This is a genomic window from Ectopseudomonas alcaliphila (assembly GCF_900101755.1).
Classification (GTDB): domain Bacteria; phylum Pseudomonadota; class Gammaproteobacteria; order Pseudomonadales; family Pseudomonadaceae; genus Aquipseudomonas; species Aquipseudomonas alcaliphila.
Window position 1 is genome coordinate 1,535,830 of the sequence record NZ_FNAE01000001.1, and the last position, 21,270, is coordinate 1,557,099.

Annotated in this window: 18 protein-coding genes; 2 read left to right on the plus strand and 16 right to left on the minus strand. The window is 61.2% G+C overall.

Annotated features, from left to right (window positions below; genetic code table 11):
* The first annotated feature begins 219 nt into the window (after window positions 1-219).
* Together BLR77_RS07265 and BLR77_RS07270 are read left to right on the plus strand one after the other, a co-directional pair.
* Window positions 220-1,269, plus strand: coding sequence for a hypothetical protein (locus BLR77_RS07265; RefSeq protein ID WP_083366029.1), 1,050 nt, complete (start codon window positions 220-222; stop codon window positions 1,267-1,269).
* A gap of 42 nt (window positions 1,270-1,311) precedes the next feature.
* Entirely contained in the window at window positions 1,312-1,926 is a 615-nt protein-coding gene (locus BLR77_RS07270; RefSeq protein WP_074676318.1) for a BUD32 family EKC/KEOPS complex subunit, read from the plus strand.
* On the opposite strand, the gene BLR77_RS07275 is transcribed toward BLR77_RS07270, so the two are convergent.
* The 16 genes from BLR77_RS07275 to glnE all read right to left on the minus strand — a co-directional run bounded on the left by BLR77_RS07275 (window position 1,923) and on the right by glnE (window position 21,081).
* Window positions 1,923-3,095 (minus strand): O-antigen ligase family protein, encoded by a 1,173-nt coding sequence (locus BLR77_RS07275; RefSeq protein ID WP_074676320.1) that lies wholly within the window; start codon window positions 3,093-3,095, stop codon window positions 1,923-1,925. The genes BLR77_RS07270 and BLR77_RS07275 overlap by 4 nt on opposite strands.
* Before the next feature lie 53 nt (window positions 3,096-3,148).
* Window positions 3,149-4,051, minus strand: coding sequence for a glycosyltransferase family 2 protein (locus tag BLR77_RS07280; RefSeq protein WP_074676322.1), 903 nt, complete (start codon window positions 4,049-4,051; stop codon window positions 3,149-3,151).
* A 112-nt stretch (window positions 4,052-4,163) separates the two neighbouring features.
* Window positions 4,164-5,114 carry a glycosyltransferase gene (locus BLR77_RS07285; RefSeq protein ID WP_074676324.1) on the minus strand — a complete coding sequence of 317 codons (951 nt, stop codon included), beginning with the start codon at window positions 5,112-5,114 and terminating at the stop codon, window positions 4,164-4,166.
* A gap of 21 nt (window positions 5,115-5,135) precedes the next feature.
* Window positions 5,136-6,191 (minus strand): hypothetical protein, encoded by a 1,056-nt coding sequence (locus BLR77_RS07290; RefSeq protein ID WP_074676326.1) that lies wholly within the window; start codon window positions 6,189-6,191, stop codon window positions 5,136-5,138.
* On the minus strand, window positions 6,191-7,324 hold the full coding sequence (locus BLR77_RS07295) for a glycosyltransferase (RefSeq protein WP_074676328.1): 1,134 nt from the start codon (window positions 7,322-7,324) through the stop codon (window positions 6,191-6,193). Before BLR77_RS07295 ends, BLR77_RS07290 begins: the two co-directional genes overlap by 1 nt.
* Window positions 7,311-9,065, minus strand: a complete 1,755-nt coding sequence (locus BLR77_RS07300) for a carbamoyltransferase family protein (RefSeq protein ID WP_074676330.1) — start codon at window positions 9,063-9,065, stop codon at window positions 7,311-7,313. Before BLR77_RS07300 ends, BLR77_RS07295 begins: the two co-directional genes overlap by 14 nt.
* A 12-nt stretch (window positions 9,066-9,077) precedes the next feature.
* On the minus strand, window positions 9,078-10,523 hold the full coding sequence (locus BLR77_RS07305; protein WP_074676332.1) for a lipopolysaccharide kinase InaA family protein: 1,446 nt from the start codon (window positions 10,521-10,523) through the stop codon (window positions 9,078-9,080).
* Window positions 10,523-11,266, minus strand: a complete 744-nt coding sequence (locus tag BLR77_RS07310; protein WP_074676334.1) for a lipopolysaccharide kinase InaA family protein — start codon at window positions 11,264-11,266, stop codon at window positions 10,523-10,525. The genes BLR77_RS07305 and BLR77_RS07310 overlap by 1 nt, the downstream gene beginning before the upstream one ends.
* The gene (locus BLR77_RS07315) at window positions 11,263-11,997 is read right to left on the minus strand and encodes a lipopolysaccharide kinase InaA family protein (protein ID WP_074676336.1); all 735 of its coding nucleotides are present in this window, start codon (window positions 11,995-11,997) and stop codon (window positions 11,263-11,265) included. The genes BLR77_RS07310 and BLR77_RS07315 overlap by 4 nt, the downstream gene beginning before the upstream one ends.
* A complete protein-coding gene (locus BLR77_RS07320; RefSeq protein ID WP_074676339.1) occupies window positions 11,994-12,959 on the minus strand; it encodes a glycosyltransferase family 9 protein in 966 nt (321 codons plus the stop codon). Before BLR77_RS07320 ends, BLR77_RS07315 begins: the two co-directional genes overlap by 4 nt.
* Window positions 12,960-13,766 (minus strand): lipopolysaccharide core heptose(I) kinase RfaP, encoded by an 807-nt coding sequence (gene rfaP, locus BLR77_RS07325; protein ID WP_074676341.1) that lies wholly within the window; start codon window positions 13,764-13,766, stop codon window positions 12,960-12,962. It lies immediately after the preceding gene.
* Window positions 13,763-14,887, minus strand: a complete 1,125-nt coding sequence (locus BLR77_RS07330; protein WP_074676343.1) for a glycosyltransferase family 4 protein — start codon at window positions 14,885-14,887, stop codon at window positions 13,763-13,765. The genes rfaP and BLR77_RS07330 overlap by 4 nt, the downstream gene beginning before the upstream one ends.
* 9 nt (window positions 14,888-14,896) lie before the next feature.
* Window positions 14,897-15,901 (minus strand): lipopolysaccharide heptosyltransferase I, encoded by a 1,005-nt coding sequence (gene waaC / locus BLR77_RS07335; RefSeq protein ID WP_074676344.1) that lies wholly within the window; start codon window positions 15,899-15,901, stop codon window positions 14,897-14,899.
* Between the two features lies 1 nt (window position 15,902).
* Window positions 15,903-16,946, minus strand: coding sequence for a lipopolysaccharide heptosyltransferase II (gene waaF / locus BLR77_RS07340; RefSeq protein WP_074676346.1), 1,044 nt, complete (start codon window positions 16,944-16,946; stop codon window positions 15,903-15,905).
* A 204-nt stretch (window positions 16,947-17,150) separates the two neighbouring features.
* On the minus strand, window positions 17,151-18,074 hold the full coding sequence (locus tag BLR77_RS07345) for a branched-chain amino acid transaminase (RefSeq protein ID WP_003459089.1): 924 nt from the start codon (window positions 18,072-18,074) through the stop codon (window positions 17,151-17,153).
* Between the two features lie 49 nt (window positions 18,075-18,123).
* Entirely contained in the window at window positions 18,124-21,081 is a 2,958-nt protein-coding gene (gene glnE, locus BLR77_RS07350; protein ID WP_074676348.1) for a bifunctional [glutamate--ammonia ligase]-adenylyl-L-tyrosine phosphorylase/[glutamate--ammonia-ligase] adenylyltransferase, read from the minus strand.
* Window positions 21,082-21,270 lie beyond the last annotated feature (189 nt).

Genomic DNA, 21,270 nt, shown 5'->3' on the forward strand with positions numbered 1-21,270 from the left:
AGCACGCTTGATGCGAACAGACGAATGCAGACAGGAAAGATAGTGCTTGGTAGCGAAATCAAATTGCCACAACCTTACCGGCAGTATTCAACCTTGCTAGCAAAACTCGACTAGCGAGGACAAAATTCTCGTGCCAAAGAGATCCATCCCGGCGACGAAACTGCACACGCCATGAAGCTCACTAAACCAGGTATCGCTCGCCCGGCACCGGAGCGTGCCATGAGTAATCGCCCACAACTTCTCTACCTCGCGTTCGGCGCGGAGATTTACCAGCGGGAGGCGATATTCAGCATCGTTTCATCGCTTGCGCGAGGCACTCTCCCTGACTGGGACATCCGAGTCTTCACCGATGCGCCACATTTCTTTTCAGCACTTCCAGTAGCCACGCACCCCATAGAACCGCAATGGAACGGCCCGCACGGCTACCCTTTTCGTATTAAGCATGCCGCACTGCGGGAAGTCCTTCGTCGACATAAAGTCGCTGCCCTGGTCGATACCGACACATTCTTCCATGACTCTCCAAGCCGGCTGTTCGAGCGCATTCTTCCAGGTCAGTTGCTATGCAACAGTATTGGTCAACGTCTCGTCGACAGCGACCATTCAGCCGCGTTCATGGCGGCACTTGAACGCAAGGGTCTCCTGGACACCTCGCTGCGACAGACGAACTCCGGCGTCATCGGCCTGCATACCGATGACGCCGGACTCCTCGACAGATCCATTGAACTGATGGATGAGCTGCAATGCACAGCACATCAGGTCTATACGTTCGAGGAAATCTGCCTAGCCGTGGCAGCGCACGGACACCTCAGACTAGAGCAATGCCCGGACCTACTGCATCATTACTGGAGCCGAAAGGCGCAGTTCAGAGCCAAGATCATGGCCTGGAATAACAAGCATCAACAGGCACCCATGAGCGACGAGGCGCTCGCTGACGCGATCCAGGTCAATGCCAGGGTACCCCGTCCACCGCGGCTATTGCGCAATCTGCACAAGTTCGTCTCGCTCGCCGTTCCAGCGCAACAGCGTCAATTCATACGCGAGTCGCTCTACGGCTGCTATCACTACCCGAACGAGTTCGACCGCGCCTGCACGCCAGTCTGGTGGGAAAAAGCCCTAGAAAACGCGGAGCGCCGAAAAGGCCAACGGCTCGACGCGAGTACATTAAAGCGGTGGCTGAATCATCCGATTTTGCGTACCCTGGCTGGCCAATTTCACCCGGAGCTCTCTCAGCATCTTGTTCAAATACGCCGCCCGGGCGACATTGACTGAGAGGCTGAAGCAGTGCAGAAGCTGAACCGCCCTAGCAGCCCTATGACCAAGCCGACAGTACAAGTCCTATCACAAGCCGCCTTCGAACAACTCGTAGTCGATGCACGCAGCATAGAAGAAGACAGCTACGGCCCAAAGGTTTATCTGCTGAGCAATGGCGACTACCTCAAGCTATTCAGGCGTAAGCGCTTGATCTCCTCAGCGTTGCTGACCCCCTACTCGCTGCGATTCTGGCGCAACGCGCAGCGACTGCAACGACTCGGCATCCCCACAGTCACGCCGCAAGAGCTGTTCAGGCTGCCCAAGGCCGGATGGACGGCCGTGCGCTATCAAGCCCTGGCCGGCATCACATTAAAGACCATCTACGAGCAGCAAAGAGAGCTGACGCCTGCACTGCTGCAGGAACTTGTGAAACTTTTCAGGGATCTGCACGGTAAGGGTATTTATTTCCGCTCCATGCACCTGGGCAACATCGTATTGACGGAAGATGGGCAACTGGGCCTCATCGATATAGCGGACCTGAAATTCCAGTCAGGCCCACTACCTCGCGCCAAGGTGCAGCGCAACCTGGCCCACTTCGAACGCTACCTGAAGCACAACCACTTGATGCCACAATTCCCGTTTACTGCCCTCTGCGAACAAGTGCTCGCACCCTAACCGGCCATTTCCGCCCGCAACCTGTCGGCTTTGATCTTGCGCAGTACTGCCAAGTGAATTGCCAAGGGAATCCAGATCAAAAACCAGTGCTCTTTTGGCCTCGACATGAACGAACCGCCTTCGGTCATTCCGGCGGCGAAGCCGAATACCAAAAGTGTCGAACTGATCAGAACCAAGCCAGAACCACGCAAACGCCAGGCACTTAGTAGGCTGTAGACGTAGATAGCCAGCCACATAGCACCACCTACAAGGCCTGTTTGATAGACCACGCCCAGCGTCAAGTTGTGCGGATCCGCTAACAACACATTGAGGCTAACGATGACGATATCGATACCGGCATCGTAGCCATGACCAAACCATAGAGCCGGAAGTATCTGTCTCCAGGCGTCGGCCCAGATCAGCGGCCGATAGGATAGTCCGCGCTCAAGCAACGCCGAATCGAAGAACCAGAGTCCGATTGCGACGGTGACTCCTAGAGCCAACGCAAGCCAGATGACGCGTCGATCAGACACCATGACGACCAGCCATGCCGTACAGACGCCAAGTGCCATAAAGGGTGTACGCGAACCAGTCAGGAACAGAAGGAATACCAGCGCGAGGAACAACAGCAGCTTGATCGCCCAAAGCCTGGGCGATGCCACCAGTGCAGCCAACCAGACGACAGCAAAAAATCCGTAGACATGCGAAGTCAGTAGCGGGTTGTAAAGCGCACCTACCCCCTCAAGACGGTATCCGGACAAAGGCCCAGCGAAGTGGGCCGTAATTGTGACCAACGCGGCGAGCACGGCGAACAGACTGGCCAGTGCCACTACCCCGACAAGCCGACGCATGTCACTTTCGCCCAGCGCGGCAACTGCAACGATCAACATGCCGATATACAGTGGGTGCTTGAGTTTGGAGTAATCGATGGGCGCCGGCGACCAGTTCAGCGACAGCATCACATACAGCGCAAACCCGACGAACAGAAGAAACAGCGGCTCACTGCACAGGAACGCGAACCGATGCGGGCGACACAGCAACAGTAGTAATGTCGGCGCTGCCAGCGTCAAATAATACAGTTTGTGATAAAGCGAGCGATCGCCCACCCAGAACATACCGGTCAGCAACAACAAAAGTGCCAATGGCAACCAGTAGTGCTGGTAACCCCGATAAAGTCGTTCAAGCCACATTGATCAAATACCTATTCCCTGAGAGTGTTAGTTCGCAGTTCCCACTACCTTTCTCAAGAGAACCACATCCGCCAGATACCCCGGGCGACCTTGGCATTCCAGGTATGCAACGGCAGTTCGGCGAGTAGCTCACGTGCGAGCGCCTTGTCGCGACTCGAGGATTTGAGAAACATCGACGTCAGGTACTTTAGCCTGACACTGGCATAAGCTGGATGATCGGCGAACTTCGCATAGGTCTTGAGCATGTTCTCCACCATGAAGCGCAAATGCTTGTAGGTGTTACTTTCATGCTTGCGATAATCAGCCAGCACCTGCGGCAGGATATCAATCAAGTAGCCTGCCCTGAGAATGCTCAGACAGATATAGACGTCCTCCAGACGAATCTCTGGATCGAAGCCTCCTACCGCATCCAGCGCCTCGCGCCGGAACATCAGTGTAGCGGCCTGTGGTCCCGGCTTGAGGTCCAGAAAAAGATCGTCGAAGTTAAGGCGCCGGAACGGCAAATTGCGTTGTTTCTGCTCTCTTTCCGGGAGTGGGTTACCCTGGGCATCGATGATGTCAATGTTGGCCGAGCAGATTCCCACCTCGGGCTTACCCTGCATGTATTCGACCTGTACCGCCAAGCGCTCGGGACGCATGATGTCGTCTGAGCCGAAGGGAACGATGAGACTGCCACGGCTTCTGGTGATCGCGCTGTTGAGCGTTCGGCTCAGCCCGGCGTTCTGCTGGACCTGGAAATCAAAGCCGTATTCAGCCTGCAGGCGGCTGATACGCTCGACGCTGTCGTCGTTCGAACCGTCGTCGATGACCAGCAATTCGACATTGCGGTAGGTCTGCCCCATCACACTGCGAATACAGGCCTCGATATATGGCGCGTGATTATAGGACGCGACGATGACCGAAACGAGCGGCAAGGTCTGCGACTGCCCCCCTTCAACTTGATCCGACTGACTCACCCACACTCTCCCTCAAAAACCTCATGACTGCACTTCCACCACCGCTTCTCCAGTCACTGCAGGTCGCACCGGACGATACACGGGGACCTGAGGACGGGTGCGAGATGTCGTATCAGAACCCCAGCCACGCCAGCCAACCCGCGCGACGCTTAGGGGGTCTGAGGACTGGCCGCATCACATCAATGATCTTGTGGCCGATCTGATGAAAACCGTAATGCGCTTCGGCAGTCATACGCCCAGACCGGGCGATGCGTAGCGTCAGCTCAGGGTTCTGCCTGAGATGGGCCAGTTTTTCTCGCAACTCGTGCACCGTCCGGTAAAGCACGACATTGTGCATATCGCGAAGGCCCAGCGCTGCGTTCTCAACTTCACCCTGGTCATAGGCCAGCAGCACACAACCGCATGCCATGGCCTCGAAATTCTTGATCATGTACTCGCCCATACCGACATCGGCACTCACGAAGAAGCGAATACGGTTGAGCGTATCGCAATACTCCTCACCCGATTTGGTCTTGGTTACGAGCAGATTCTCGACCTGCCCGAGCTCATCGAGTAGCGCCTTGCGTCCACTGTAGGCCACGCTCTTGGTGCTGCCGACGAAAGCCAACTCGATATCCCGCTCCCGGCCCTGATAGGAGAGCAACGCCTGGTCATAGCCCTTTGGCACGAAACAGGCGTCGAAGCCCTCATCGCGCAAACGCTGGCTGACCTGTGCACCGGAACTGATGATGCGCACCCAGGGCATCCGCCGGTAATGCGCGCTGAACTTGCCCGTGTACTTGCAGGGGATGTAGTTCTGGTAGGCGTCGTGTTCCAGGATAACCAGATTGGGCAGGGTGCGAATAAAACGCCATTGACGCATTTCTTTCTTGAAACGCAGAAAGAAGAGAATCCTGTCGTAACGCGATACATCCACGTGCTCACGGAAGTAACGCTGCAGATTGGCTTGTTCATCGCTGCTAAGCCAACGGATATCACAGCTATCGCACGCTTGTGCAATACCGTCGTACAGTCGATCCAGTATCGCTCGTTGCTCGGCCTGGACGAGAAAAAGCACGTTCAAAGGCACACCTCGAATACGCGATTAGGAAAGATCACGAGAGCTCCCTGAAGCAGCCTCACCCAGCAGCCTCGCCAGATACCGCTTCTGCTGCCCACTCAATATCTTGCTCCAGGGCTGCATGCTCAGGCTTTCACCTGCGGGAATGGCTTTGCGTCGCAACTCCTCTGCATAGCCATGACCACAGGCCTCAGCGTAGGGATCGGCGCGCATCACTGCAGCGTAGTAGGCCAGCTTGGCATGAGAGCGGGCTCGGGAGGGCAGGAACAGACTTCGCAAACGAAAGTTCAAACGGTGCCACCAGGCAGGCCGGGGCTTTGCAGTTGGCACCTCGCGAACCGCCTGTATGGCATGCGCCGAAAACGCGTCACCATGACGCTGAAAGAACGCAGCGACCATGTGACGCCAATAGTTCTTACCCGAGAAGTAATGCTTGATCACCCCTCGGGACTCCGCAGGCCGCCCCAGATGCCTGGCGGCAACGCCGACGGCGAACTGCTCGATGATATGGATCCTCGGCACCATTGGGTGCATCACATCGATCAACGCCAAGGTGTTGTCCATCAGCTGAGCGGCAGCGCCCTGAAAGCCCAGAACCCCAGAGTTGATCAGCAACATCTGCTGATCAACACCATGCTGCTCTGATAAATAAGGCGAGAGCACGGTGTGCAGCTCATCGCCCTTGCACTCGCTCCAGACACCTTCGATTTCGTCGACGAGCCACTGAGCCTTTGCCAAGCGTTCGAAGAGCCTCAATGGAGAGTCCAGAAAGAAGGTATCCGTATCGATGAAAATACTCTGATCGGCATACTTCAGTGCATCACGAATGGCAGCGGCCTTGCGTCGATGCAGATAAGACGCAGGGCCTGTCCAGACTTTCAAGGTATCTGCATCGAGTTCGACAATATCGACCGGCCAACCAGTGAACTGTGCGGGTTCATCGGTGTAGAGCAGGATACGAGGACAGCTGCCCTGCGCATGATGCAGGGCAGAGAGAATGCTGTACTTGGCCTCCCGGTGATACTCGGGTTTACCTCCGTAAACCAGATAAACCAGTTGCCTGGATACGTGCTCAGCCATCATGGCGTCCTCGACGGCATTAGGGAGGCCACACACGGTAGAGACCAGAAACGAGCATAACCGCCCTCGTCCGTGAAACTGGCCTTCACAGCATGCTCCACTCGTTTCAACTCAGCACTCGATGCAGCCGACAGACGAGACGCCAATGTCATATCGTCCCCCAGCGCGAATAGCGCCTCGGGCTCGCCAACCACCTCGGGAGCCCCCCCACAATCCGTCGCCAGCACCATCACTCCTGCCGCTATCGCCTCCAACAACACCATGCCGAACGGTTCATGATCAGAGGTCAGCACGAACACATCGAACGCCTTGAAGTAGCGCCGCCCATTTGGCACCTGCCCGAGAAAGCGCACCGACTCGCGAACACCCAGCTCTGCCGCCAGGATTTTGAGCTGGTTCTCCAACCGGCCACTGCCCATGATCGCCAGCAGGCTGCCTGCCGGCAGGTGCGGCAAAGCCTGAGCGAAACCGCGAATCAGCGTGGCCTGATCCTTGTCTGGATGCAGACGCCCCACGTTGCCAACGACCCAGGCATCCTGCGGCAGTCCCAGATGTTCACGAGCGGCCTCGCGAGATACCTGCTCTGCCTGCACCGCCTCGACATCGATACGGTTGTACAAGGTCTCGATGCGCTCCGTCGGCCACTCGGGCAGGCAGGCACGTATGTCGTCGCGCACGGCGTTGGACACACCGAGCAACGCTAGACGCTTGCGAAAGAAGTTGGCGAACAGTTGCCGCGAACGGCGCTTGTAGTCACCGAAGGCGTGATGCACGCCGATCACCGGCAACGTGCTGCCGAGCAACGCAACATAGATCGGCTTGAAGCGATGGGCGACGCACAGGGCGAAATCACGCGAGGCGGCGATCCGACGGAAATCGCGGATTGCACCCAACTTGAGACCGCGCACCTGCGCACTGGAATAATCGAGGAAAATTACCTCGTCGGAAGCCGAACCACGCTCGACGTCCGACGACGGTGCGCCGGTCAGGTAGACCGTGCAGACCTTGTAGGGCGTGCCTTGGAATAGCACGGCATATTGCCGTGCACAATCCAGGAAAGGACCGTCATAACCATGACAGAACTGCAGAACCCAGCGCTGCGCCTGGCCAGAAGCCTGCTCAGATGCCGTCATACCAATCCTTGCCGTCCTTGACCACAAGTACGTCTTCCATGATCAGGTACTGCAGATCCGAGCCGTAGAACATGTTCAGCGCATCGGTCGGCGAGCAGATCATCGGCTCACCGCGACGGTTGAGCGAGGTGTTCAGCGATACGCCGTTGCCGGTGAGCTTCTCCAGCTCCAGCATCAGGTCATACCAGCGCGGGTTGAAGCGGCGCTCCAGCACCTGGGCGCGCGAGGTGCCGTCTTCATGCACGACTTCGCTAACGCGCTCCTTCCATTCCTCGTTCACCTCGAAGGTGAAGGTCATGAACGGGCTCGGATGATCGACCTTGAGCATCTTCGCTGCCACGGTATCGAGCATCGACGGGCAGAAGGGTCTCCAGCGCTCGCGGAACTTGATCTGCTCGTTGATACGGTCAGCCACACCCGGAATGCTCGGGCAACCGATAATCGAGCGGCCACCGAGGGCGCGCGGGCCGAACTCCATGCGGCCCTGGAACCAGGCCACCGGGTTGCCGTCGACCATGATCCTGGCGATGCGCTCGGGGGTATTGTCGATGCGTTTGAACACCGGCTGGCTCGGGTGCTTGGCGCAGGCGGCAATGACGTCTTCGTTGCTGTACGCAGGGCCGAGGTAGACGTGTTCCATCTTCTCCACCGGCACGCCGCGCTGATGCGAGACGTAGGCAGCGGCGCCGACGGCAGTGCCGGCATCACCGGAAGCCGGCTGGACGAACAGTTCCTTGACGTCATCGCGGGCGATGATCTTCTGGTTCAGCTTGACGTTCAGCGCGCAGCCGCCAGCGAAGGCGATCTTGCCGGTTTCCTTGAGGATGTCGCCGAGGTAGTACTCCATCATCTGCAGCGCCAGCTTCTCGAACAGCGCCTGCATGCTGGCCGCGTAATGGATGTAGGGGTCGTCGGCGATGTCACCCTCGCGCTTGGGTCCGAGCCATTCGATCAGCTTGGGCGAGAAGTAGTAGCCCTTGCCGTTTTCCTTGTAGCGACGGAAGCCGATGACGTTGGCGTACTCGGTGTTGATGATCAGCTCGCCGTTCTCGAACTTGGCCAGGCGCGAGAAATCGTACTTGGCGGCGTCACCGTAAGGCGCCATGCCCATGACCTTGAACTCGCCGTCGAGCATCTCGAAGCCCAGGTACTCGGTGATCGCACCGTACAGACCGCCCAGCGAGTCCGGGTCGAAGAACTCCTTGATCTTGTGGATCTTGCCGTTCTCGCCCCAGCCGAAGAAGGTGGTGGCGTACTCGCCCTTGCCGTCGATGCCGAGGATCGCGGTCTTTTCCTTGAAGCCCGAGCAGTGATAAGCGCTGGAGGCGTGCGCCAGGTGGTGCTCGACCGGCTCTATCTTGACCTTCTTCAGGTCGAAGCCGAGCTGCACCAGGCACCACTCGATACGCTTCTTGTAGCGCTTGTAACGGCGGTTGCCGAACAGGATCGCATCGAGAGCGCGATCAGGCGCATAGGCGTAACGCTTGGCGTACTGCCAGCGAGCTTTCTCGAAGATGCTGATGGGGGCGAAGGGAATCGCCACCACGTCGACGTCGGACGGTTTGATGCCGGCTTGTTCCAGGCAGAACTTGGCCGATTCATAGGGCATGCGGTTCTTCGCGTGCTTGTCGCGCACGAAGCGCTCCTCCTCCACCGCCGCGATCAACTTGCCGTCGATGTACAGCGCAGCGGACGGATCGTGACTGAGGGCGCCGGACAGGCCGAGAATGGTCAGTGCCACAGGTTTGAGCCTCTAATTCGGGCAGGTGCCGGGCACCTGCGGTAAACGTTGGTCGAGCAACTGGTGCAAAGCGCAATCCGCCGGCCAGTTGCGCAGAAAACGGGCGCGGTCGCGGGCATAGGCCCGGGCGAAACTGCGCGTACTGTGATGCTGGCGCATGGCGTCCAGGTCGATCAGCGACCAGGCGCCCTGCACGTCATCCCAGAACAGGTTGTGCCCCTTGAAATCACCGTGGCTGATGCGCTCGCGCAACAGGGCGGCGAACAGGCGATCAAGCGCCAGCAGCTCGTTTTCCGGGGGTGTGGCCTGCTTGTATGCCTCGAAACGCGCGATTATATCCTGCCCGCCGCAATAGTCGGTAATCAGGTAAGCGCGCCCGCGCAACCAGCACCAGCGCCGCTCGATCACGGCCAACGGCGTCGGCGTGGCAAAGCCCAGCAGCTGCAGGCGATTGCCCTCGCGCCAGCTATGCCAGGCGCGGCTCGGCCGCCAGAAGCGTTTGAGCCAGTGCAGCCAGTTCTTCACGTTGTAACGTTTGACCACCAGAGGCCGACCGCCCACCTCGACGCGCGCCACCGTGGCGGCGCCGCCGGTCTTGTAGATGTGCCCGGCATCGATGCAAGCGTCCAGATCGGCCAGCAGCGGCTGCAGTGCCGGTTCCGCCTCCCGGCGCACCACGCGCAGGCCGAAGGCACCGATACGTGCAGCGAACAGGCTGCAGTCGCGCGCCGCCTTCTTCAGGTAATCGCGCAGCCGCCAACGGCGCACCTTGGCAATCTCGGCCTGGAGCATTTCCAGCGGCAACGCGTGCTCGCCGTTGGCCAGCAGGTAGTGGATCAGCAACTCTTCGAGGAAGGGATCAAGCTCGGCCGGCAACTGGGCGAAGAACACGCCGAGGTTTTCCAGTACGCGCGCGCGGGACAGCGGCTGGCCGGGGGTTTCCCAGCGCACACCACCGCCATCGATCAGATACAGATGCCCCGCGTGCCGCAGCAGGTTGTCCAGATGCAGGTCGGCCTGCCACAGCCCCTGAGCGTGCATCTGCCCGATAGCGCCCAGCGCCTGGGCCAGCACGCCTTGCTGGCCATCGCTGAGAATCGGTTGCTGCGTGACCTCGTGCCAGGCCTGCCAGAGGCTCTGCGCGCTGTCCAGATAGTCAAACAGCAGCCAGCCGCCCTGCCCGTCGATACAACCCTGCGCCAGCAGTTCGGGCGTGACCAGCCCTTGTTCGGCCAGCATCTGCGCGCCCTCGAGCTCGCGCTGGAAGTGCCGCTGCGCCTTGCCGCCCACCAGCAACTTGGCCAACACCTGGCGCCCCCGCCAGCGGGCCATGCCGACGTAACGCTGCCCAGGCAGCACACGCAGCAGGCGCTCCAGTATCAACGGCTCACCGTCGACCTGCAGCGTCAGCGGCAGCTCGGGGCTGCGCCCAGCCTCGGCCAGTTCGCTCAAGCGCATCAGCGCGCCTCCTTGTGACGCTGACGAGCGCCTAACTGAAACCACCAGCCATCAACATCCGTCGCAGCGCCCAGATAGGCAGCCAACAGTTCGCGCACCTCAGCCTCGCTCCAGACTCTGGCGCGGCGCAACAGGGGCTCCAGATCCTTGATCCGGTCGCGGCGACCGAGCAACAGCGGCCGGGTCTTCTCCAGATCGATCAGTTGCGCCTCGAAACCATCGACCTGTTCGTGCAGAAAGATATGCTTGGGATAGAAACAGCCATGCACCTGCCCGGCCTGATGCAGGCGTCGCGCCAGCTCGCCACAGGCACGCAGGATGCCGCCGCGATGCAGCGCATCGAGTTCGTGCCAGCGCGACAGCCAGCTATCCAGATCCTGCCAGCCGTCCAATGCGCGGGTCAGCAGAACGGCACGGCGCTCGCCCGGCACTCGGCGCTCAGCAAAGAACGCAGCCTGCAGGGCCGGAATGTTCAACTCGGCATAACGGCGAATATTGCGAAACTCGCGGGCAAAAGTGGGTTCGCCGAAGGGGTGCAGCAGGCTGCGAGTCAGATGATTGCTCTGCCGCTTGAGATAGAAAGCACGCTCGTCCAGCTCAAGGCGATACACACTGCTCCAACCGCCACGCTCGGTATTGGGCTCGTCCACCGCCTCCAGCTTCAGCGCCCAGAGCGCCTCGAAACTGGCCAGCCCGTGACGCTCGAGCAGCGCACGATCCTCCATTGCAATGAAGTCGCTCATTCGCGCCCCTCGAAGAACTTCAGGATTTGCAGGACACGCTGCTTGTCATCGCGACTCAGTCGACTGCGTTCCCGGTATTGCAGGTAGAAGCGCAGACGCTGCGTTCGCGACAGATGGTATTTGGCGACCTTGTCCAAGCACGCCAGGTCCTTGACGATCCGATAGCGCAGTAACGGCCCCCACCAGAAACTGCCGGTCGGACAATCAATAAAGAACAGCTCGGCTTTCTCGTTGACCAGCAAATTGCGCCACTTCAAATCATTGTGAGTGAAGTGATGGTCGTGCAGCGCCCGGGTTCCGTCGGCCAGCTGCCGGCTGACACACTCAACCCACCTGGCATCAGCCAAACGAGGGTCGCGTCGATTTGCCATTTCTGCCAGGTCGAGCGTCCCTTCGAGTTCACGGGTCACCAGCGCGCCACGCACGAATGCGCCGCCGCGGCGCTCGAGTCCATGAGCGACGATCGGCGCAGTGGGAATACCCCACTTGGCGAACAATTTGAGGTTCTGCCATTCGGCCTTGACCCTGGGACGCCCCAGATAGCGCCGCAAACCCTTGCCGGCCCCCCAGTAGCGCTTGACGTAATAGCGCACGCCCAGAAGCTCGACACGAATAACCTCAGACAATGGGTCCTTGGTCAGGCGCTCCCCCTCGAGGGCGAATACGGCCTCGAGCGTACCGAACGCCGCGAGCAACTGCGGATCTTGCAGATCGTGCCTCCAGGCCGTCATGCCTGTTTTCCTTTCCAGCTTGGCAAGGCCTGTACGATCCGGCGCAACGGAATAAACGGACGCCACACCGTCTTGCCCAACCACTTGAAGCTCAGCACCGGATTGATGACGCTATTGAGTTCGTTGAAGCCTGGGCGCCAGGTGAAATCGCTACGACGACGGGTAATGGTGAACGTGCGCAGGCCCATGAGCGAACCGAGATGCCCGCCTCCCGAGTCGTTGCTGATGACGACGGAGCAGGTACGCAGAAAGTCGACAAGCCCTTTCAGATCATTGAATGCATGCACGCTGTAGCCTGGGTATGCAGCACTCAACATTTGCTGCTCAGCGGGAATGCCGACGAACTCGACCAGCCACCCCCGGGCGACCAGGCGCCGTGCCAGACGGCGAAATCCAGAGCATGAAAAGTTCTTGCTGGTATGCGGCGTCGTTGGAAAGATAGCGATGCGCCGCTCCGCATCTGCAGGTTGGGCAGGCATCGCCTGCAGACCTGCAACAGGCTGAGTCAGGTCAAGCTCCAGTATTTCCTCGGCATACAGATCTATCCACTGCACCATGCTCTTGCCAGCCTTGGGATCGCGGCAGATGACATTATGCGCCCCCGCAATCTCACGCCCTCGCAATGAAACAGGCTGTTGCTCGGGCTTGAACCCACGCGGAAGTTTCTTGCCAGCCAAGTAGGCCACATTGCTCAGCGGCACATCGACCTGCCAGTCGATGGCGCAGATCACCAGATCGTTGCACGCTGCCAGAGCAACCACATCAGGTGTACCACCCACTACCTCCAGCCCTGGCAAATACTCGCGTATGGAAGCCAGCGAAGCGGAAGCCAGGGAAACCTGTGCACCGGCAGTCTGCAAGCGCCAGGCAAGGCGTAGGAACAAAGTGGTGTCTCCGAGTGCCGGGCACGGCACAAGCGCCACCTTCACCCCCGGGGCGATCAGTGTCTTGCTCTCCGACATCTACAGTCGATCTCCATAACGCTGCTTACGCTCATACAGTTTCGCCGCCTTGCGCTCCAGCCAGGCGAGCAGGTTTGCTTCCTCACGCAGCACCTGGCGCAGAGGGCGCTGGAAGTAGGTGCGCAGAAAGCGCAGCTTGTCACGACGGGTCAGGCCGATATCCAGCGCCGAAAAATACAGCGCGGCCAGATCCTTGTCGCGCCAGCGCCGTGGCGTGGCACTGCGTACCTGGGCGCGATGCAGATCAATGACCGACAGGCGCAGATCATTGGCCTGAATCGGCCGATCGGTGTGCAGCAGGAAGTGGCAGATATAGCAGTCGCGGTGGTTGACCCCGGCGCGGTGCATGTTGCCGGTCATCTGCGCCACTTCGCGGATCAGCGCCCACTTGAGCGCGGCCTTCGGCGGTTGCTGCGCCCAGTTGAGGCTGAGCTGCTCCAGGTCGACGGTCGGCGCCAGCTCTTCGGTGACGATGAACGAGTGCTGCCGCGCCGGATTGCCACCGTGCTCGCCGTAGGCCACGGCAGTCATGGTCGGCACGCCAGCCTCGGTCAGACGCTGGATCGCCTGCCACTCCTGCGCCGCGCCAAGCACCGGCGCCTTGGCGCTGAGCAGGTTCTTGACGATCTCGCCCCAACCGATGCCACGGTGGATCTTGACGAAGTAACCGCGCCCGTCGACTTCGGTACGCAGGGTGCGGCGTCCCTCCAGTTCGCGGTAGACCTGACCTTGCAGCGCCTCGACGGCCTCGAAGGCATCGCGGCCGGCCCACAGGCTCTTGAAGGGCTCGGCAAGAATCAGCTTCACGCGCGGCTCTCCGCGAGTATCACGTCGGCGGCCTTCTTCGGCATCGAATACAGGTCGGCGCTGTCTGCGTAGGCCAGAGCATTGCGCCCCCAGAAGGCACGGCGCTCGGGGTCGGCGAGCATATCGGCCAGGGTGCGATTGAGCTGCCCCTGCTCGAACGGGCTGGGCAGCACACGCCCGCAATCGGCATCGGCAATGTAGTGGGCGTAGCCGCACACGTCGGTGACCAGCACCGGCAGACCGGACACCAGTGCCTCCAGCAGCACGGTGCCGGTATTCTCGTTATAGGCCGGGTGGATCAGCAGATCGGCGCCGAGCAGGAAGCGCGGGATGTCGCTACGCCCCTTGAGGATCTGCACCTGATCGGAAAGCCCCAACGCCTTGACCTGCTGCAGGAAGGGCCTGGGGTCATCCTGGCCGATGGCGATCAGGCGCGTGCGCTTGCGCAACTCACTCGGCAGTGAAGCCAATGCCTTGAGACTGCGATCCAGACCCTTGGTCTTGAAACCGGAGCCGATCTGCACCAGCAGCAGCTCATCGTCACTCAGCTTGAACTCACGACGAAACTCGGCGCGAATCTCGGCGGCATTGTCCGGCGCCCGACGATCCTGGGCGATGCCCGGCGACAGCAGGTGGAAGCGCTGCAGCGGCGTCTTGTAGTGCTTGACGAACAGCGGCTGCTGCACCTCGGAGATCATCAGGATCTCAGTCTTCGATTCCGGCGCGAACACCGCACGCTCGTAGTCGGCGAAGTGCTTGTAGCGGCCCCAGCGGCGATAGATCGGGTTGCGCAGCGTCTGCGCCTTGTCCTCGAAGCAGCCGTCGGCGGCATAGTAGACATCAAGGCCCGGCATCTTGTTGAAGCCGATCACCCGGTCGACCGGGTCACGCTTCAGATCGGCCTGCAGCCAGGCGCTGAATTTCTCGTTGCGACGATGGTTGAACAGGGCCCGCACCGGCGCCACGCGCACATCGAAGCCTGCGGGATTTTCCCCCTCCCAGATCGGTGTGTAGACGCGGATGGCATGGCCACGCGCCTGGCATTCGAGGGCGATGCGCATGAAATCGCGCTGCAGACCACCGAAGGGAAAATATTTGTAGAGAACGAAGGCCAGTTGCATAGTCGCTCCTTAAAGAGTGCCGGGAGGCGCCAGCAGCAGCGCCTCCAGTTCCAGGCTGACGCGCTCGGCGCCGAGGCCATCGAAGCAAGGCTTGTCACGGTCACCGCTGCCGGCGCCCGGGCCACTGGCGCACAGGTGAATCTGGCTACGACCATAGGCGCCCACCTTGCCAGGCAGCGTCGGACCATAGAGGGAAAGATTGGGTACATCCAGCGCCGCGGCCAGATGACCGAGCCCGGTGTCGACGGAGACGCAAGCGCTGGCGCCCGCGATCACCTTGGCCACACCAGCCAGGTTCAGCTTCGGCAGCACGGCAGCATGGCTGAGCCCGGCGACGATGCGTTCGGCACGCGCCTTCTCGGTCTCATTACCCCAGGGCAGGCGCACGGCCCAGCCCAGTTCGTCCATACGCTCGGCCAGGGCACGCCAGTCGGCTTCCGGCCAGTGCTTGCTGACCCAGGTGGTGCCATGCAGGAATACCAGATAGGGCTGCGTCGTAGCGTCCATCATCGCCGCACGATTCAAACCGTAATCGCCGGTGCCGGACGGCAGCGAATAGCCGAGCGCCTTGGCGAACAGCTGGCGCACGCGCTCCAGGGCATGCTGATCCTTGGCCACCGTGTAACGACGGTCATAGAAGCGGCTGGCCAGCGGTTCACGCGCCGAATCACGGTCCAGCCCGGCCACCGGCGCCGACACGTAGCGCGTCAACCAGGCACTCTTGAGCAAGCCCTGAGCGTCGATCACCAGGTCGTAACGGGTTTCGCGCAGACGCTGCTTGAAGCGCGCCCACTCGCCACTGCGCCAGGTACGCAGCGGGTGCTTGCGCCAGCGGCGGATGGCTACCGGAATCACCTGGGAAACCGCCGGATGCCAGGCGGGAATCTCGGCGAAGCCTTCTTCCACCACCCAGTCGAAACGGATTCCGGGAATGGCGCGAGCGGCATCGGTCAACGCCGGCAGGGTATGCACCACGTCGCCCAGCGACGAGGTCTTGATGATCAGTACCCGCAAATCAGTCGCCCCCGACCAGGGTCAAGGTTTCGCCGACCAGCCGATCCAGCGCCTCGATCACTGGCCGCGGCTTGAGCTCGCGCAGGCAGTTGTAGTGACCAAAACGGCAGGTTCGATCGAAGCAGGGGCTGCACTCCAGCCCCAGACGGACGATTTCGACGCGATCGGCCAGCGGCGGGGTAAAACCGGGCGAGGTGGAGCCGTAGACCGCCACCAGCGGACGATTCAGCGCCGCCGCCACATGCATCAGCCCGGAGTCGTTGGACACCACAGCCGCAGCGGCCGACATCAGGTCGATGGCCTCGGCCAGGCTGGTTTGCCCGGAGAGGTTGCTGACCTCTTCGCGCAGGCCGGGAATCAGCCGCATGCGAATGTCTTCGCCGCCGGCATGGTCATTCTTCGAGCCGAACAGCCAGACCTGCCAGCCTTCGCGAATCTTGATCTCGGCCACCTTGGCGTAGTGCTCGACCGGCCAGCGCTTGGCCTCGCCGAACTCGGCCCCCGGACACAACGCCAGCACCGGGCGATCCAGCTGCAGGTCGAATTTGGCCAGCGCGGCATCACGACTGGCTTCATCGATGACCAGACGTGGCTGTGGATAGGGCTGCGGCAACGCAGCGCCGGGCTCATAGGCCAGCGCCATGAAGCGCTCGATCATCAGTGGATAGCGCGCCTTGTCCAGCGTGCGGATATCGTTGAGCAGGCCATAGCGCATCTCGCCCTTCCAGCCCGTGCGTTTGGGGATGCCGGCGAACCAGGGCACCAGAGCGGACTTGAGCGAGTTGGGCAGCAGGATCGCCTGGTCGTACTGGCCGACCAGCGACTTGCCGATGCGCCGGCGCGTGGCCAGATCGAGTACGCCATGGCCCAGCGGCAGGCTCAGCGCGGCACGCACCTCGGACATGCGCTCGAGGATCGGCCGGCTCCAGTCTGGCGCCAGCACGTCGATTTCGCACGCGGGGTGGCGCTGTTTCAGGCACTGGAACAGCGTCTGCGCCATCACCATGTCGCCTACCCAACTCGGCCCAACGATAAGTATCTTCATATTCTTTCCAGAAACGACCGGGGAGGCTCAGAGCCCATCAGCAATCGGCTGCGCGTCGCTCATGCATCGTTGGAGCCAAGCCTCGGGCGCTGATTTACCACAGTAAATTCCGCACCGTCGCCCCGGCTCCGCCTAGCCTGACACTAGCTCGCAAGCGTGCTGATGGACTCTGGAAGCCTCCCCGTCATAGCCCAGACGACCGACTTATTTGACCAGCGTACGCCATTCGGCGTGGCCACTGGTTTTGCCGGTGACCAGGTCGAAGTAGGCCTTCTGCAGCTTCTCGGTGACCGGACCACGGCGGCCGGCGCCAATCTTGCGGCCATCGACTTCACGGATCGGGGTGACTTCGGCGGCAGTACCGGTGAAGAAGGCCTCGTCGGCGATGTAAACCTCATCGCGGGTGATGCGCTTCTCGACCACCTTGATGCCGTGTTCTTCGGCCAGGGTCAGGATGGTGCTGCGAGTGATGCCGTTGAGGCAGGAGGTCACTTCCGGGGTGTACACCACGCCATCCTTGACCAGGAAGATGTTCTCGCCCGAACCCTCGGCCACGTAGCCTTCCGGATCCAGCAGCATGGCCTCGTCGGCGCCGCCGGAGATGGCCTCCTGCAGGGCCAGCATCGAGTTGATGTAGTTACCATTGGCCTTGGCGCGGGTCATGGCGATGTTGACGTGGTGGCGAGTATAGGAGCTGGTGCGCACCTTGATGCCGGCTTCCAGCGCCTCTTCGCCCATGTAGGCGCCCCAGTGCCAGGCGGCGACGATCACGTGCACCTTCAGGCCAGCGGCGCGCAGGCCCATGCCTTCGCTACCGAAGAACACCATCGGACGCAGGTAGGCGCTTTCCAGGCCGTTCTCGCGCACTGCGGCGCGCTGGGCTTCATTGATCTCTTCCTTGGTGAAAGGGATCTGCATGTTGAAGATATGCGCGGAGTCGAACAGTCGATCGGTGTGTGCCTGCAGGCGGAAGATCGCGGTGCCGTCCGGGGTGTTGTAGGCGCGCACGCCCTCGAACACGCCCATGCCGTAGTGCAGGGTATGGGTCAGCACATGGGTGTTGGCTTCACGCCACGGCACCAGTTTGCCGTCGTACCAGATCACGCCATCACGGTCGGACATCGACATCTTGCCTGCTCCTCAAATTCGCTTCACGGTTCGATCAGTAGTTGGGGCCTCAGGCCCCATTGTTCAACTCAAGCCCCAGCTCACGCCACACGCGCATCACGGCGCGGCGCTCATCCTGGAACTGATCCCCCGGCACCACGCCAGGCTGCTTCTGCAGTGCCTGGCGATGAGCGGCCGAGCGATAGATCTTGTAGACCTCTCGCAGCAATGCGGCATCCTCGGCGTCCATCAGACCGACCCGCTCCAGCCCTTCCAGAATGCGGATATTGTCGGTGAACTCGAGTAGCTGCGGGTATTGCCACGACCAGGCCAGAGCCGCGTATTGCACCATAAATTCGATATCGACGATACCACCGGCGTCCTGCTTCAGATCGAAGGAGGACGTGGCCTCGAAGGCATTTACCGCCGTCCCGGCTGCGGTATTTTTGTTGCCAAGGTTGTCGCGCATCTTCGCGCGCATCTCGCTGACCTCGACGCGTAGCGCCTCGATATCGCGCTGGCGTCCCAGCACTTCGGCGCGCACGCGAGCGAATTCGCCGGCCAGGCGCGAACATCCCACCAGCACCCGCGCCCGCACCAGCGCCTGGTGCTCCCAGGTCCAGGCCTCGTTTTCCTGATAGCGCTGGAAGGCGCCGAGCGAACTCACCAGAAGCCCGGCTGCGCCCGATGGTCGCAGGCGCATGTCCACGTCGTAGAGCGCGCCGGAGGTGGTCTGGGTGGTCAGCAGATGGATGATGCGCTGGCCCAGACGGGTGAAGAACTGCGCGCCATCGATGGGCTTGGCGCCATCGGTCTCGGCCTGCGGATCGCCGTCATGAATGAACACCAGATCCAGGTCCGAGCCATGACCGAACTCCAGACCACCGACCTTGCCGTAGCCGACGATGATGAAGTCCGGGTCGCACGGCGTGCCATCGGCACGCTGCGGGCGACCATGACGCTGCACCGTATGCTGCCAGGCCAGCGCCAGCACCTGATCGAGAATCGCCTCGGCCAGCCAGGTCAGGTAGTCCGACACCTTCATCAAGGGCAGCGTGCCGGCGATTTCCGAAGCCGCCACACGCAGGCTGTGGGCCAGCTTGAAGTGACGCAGCGCCTCCATCTGCTGCTCCAGATCTTCTTCGGGAATGCGGATCAGCCGTTCACGCAATTCGGCCACCAGCTCCGGCGCCAGCGGCGGCGAATAAAGCCGTCCCTCGTTGAGCAACTCATCGAGCAACAGCGGGTAACGGGCGATCTGCTCGGCGATCCACGGACTACCTGCACAAAGACTGATCAGGCGCTCCAGCGCGCCCGGGTTTTCGCTCAGCAACACCAGGTAGGCCGAACGCCGTGCAACCTTTTCCACCAATGGCAGCACCCGCTCCAGCACCAGATCCGGCTTGCCGTGCTCGACGGTCTGCGCCAGCAGACGTGGAATGAAAGCATCCAGCCGCTCACGTCCGAGGCGCTGCATGGCGCGCACCTGCGGGCCGCTACGCAGATCACCCAGACGCCGACAGGCTGCGCCAGGCTCGATGAAACCCGCCTCCTGCAACTGCAGCGCGGCAGCCTCATCGTCCAGCGCCCCCTGCCACAAAGGCAGCCACTCGGCGCCAACGCAGGCCTCGCCAGCATCCGACTCATCCTCGTCGGGATCGGCGATCACCTGCTGGAAATGCCATTCGATGCGGCCGCGCCAGTGCATCAGACGCTCATGAAAACTCGCCCAGTCAGCGAAGCCCATGATCGCTGCCACCCGCGCCTGATCCTGGGCATCGGCCGGCAGCATCTGCGTCTGCCGGTCACCGATGCCCTGCAGGGCGTGTTCGGCATAACGCAGGAACTCGTACCCCTCCTTCATTTCCGCGACCACTGCCGGCGGCAGGTAGCCCTGCCCCTCCAGCGTCGCCAGCACCTTGAGCAGGGGTCGCTGCTGCAGGCTGAGATCGCGCCCACCATGGATGAGCTGGAAAGCCTGGGCGATGAACTCGATCTCGCGGATGCCGCCGGCGCCGAGCTTGATGTTCTCGCTCATGCCCTTACGCCGGACCTCCTGCTGGATCAGCAGTTTCATCGCACGCAGCGCTTCGATAGCGGAAAAATCCAGATAACGGCGATAGACGAAGGGCCGCAGCATCTCCAGCAACTCGGCCCCAGCCTTCTGGTCACCACCGACCACGCGCGCCTTGATCATCGCGTAGCGTTCCCAGTCACGCCCCTGATCCTGGTAGTACTGCTCCAGCGCATTGAAGCTGAACACCAGCGCACCACTGGAACCATAGGGGCGCAAACGCATGTCGGTGCGGAAGACGAAACCGTCGACGGTAATCGCATCCAGCGCCTTGATCAGCCGCTGCCCCAGACGGATGAAGAACTCCTGGTTATCCAGCGGCCGCTTCACACCCTCGGTCTCACCGCCCTCCGGGTAGCCGAAGATCAGGTCGATGTCCGAAGACAGGTTGAGCTCGTGCGCGCCGAGCTTGCCCATGCCCAGGATGACCATGTGCTGCGCCTGGCCAGTGCGCCGCCCTACCGGCGTACCGAATTGCGCGCAATGACGCGGATAGAGCCAGTGATAGGCCAGATCGATGCAGGCGTCAGCCAGATCGGACAGATCGCGACAGGTTTCACCCAGTCCTGCCTGCCGGCTGAAGTCGCGCCAGATGATGCGCAGTTGCTGACGGTTACGGAAACGCCGCAGGCAGCGCCCAAGGGCGTCTTCATCGGCACACTCGGCCAGTTGCGCATCCAGTTGCTGACGCAACTCACCCGGCGCCAGGCTGCGCTCCAACTCACCGGATTCGGCCAGCGCGACGAACATCTGCGGATCACGCTGAGCCTGCTCGGCAACGAAATCGCTCAGGGCCGAGACCTGCCGCCAGGCATCGTGTCGCTCGCGCGGCCAGACGGCGACACGCTCAGCCAGCCCCTCATGCTCGGCCAGCGCCGCTTGCAGTGACTGTTCGGCGCGGTCGGCCAGAGAGATCAGGGAAGGGGGCAACTCGACCAGCAACGGCAGGCTCATGGTCTATCCTTTTGGCGGACTGCCGGACGCACGGCGCAATCGCCCATAGCCCCGCACCAGCAGGGCACGCGCGGCCGGCAGTGCCGCGGATTGTAGTTTTACTACGAAAGAATTGTATCCAGAGGGCTGAATCCGTCGTCGAAATGTAGTAAAACTACAAGCGGCCGGTCCTACCCCCGGTAAATCCAA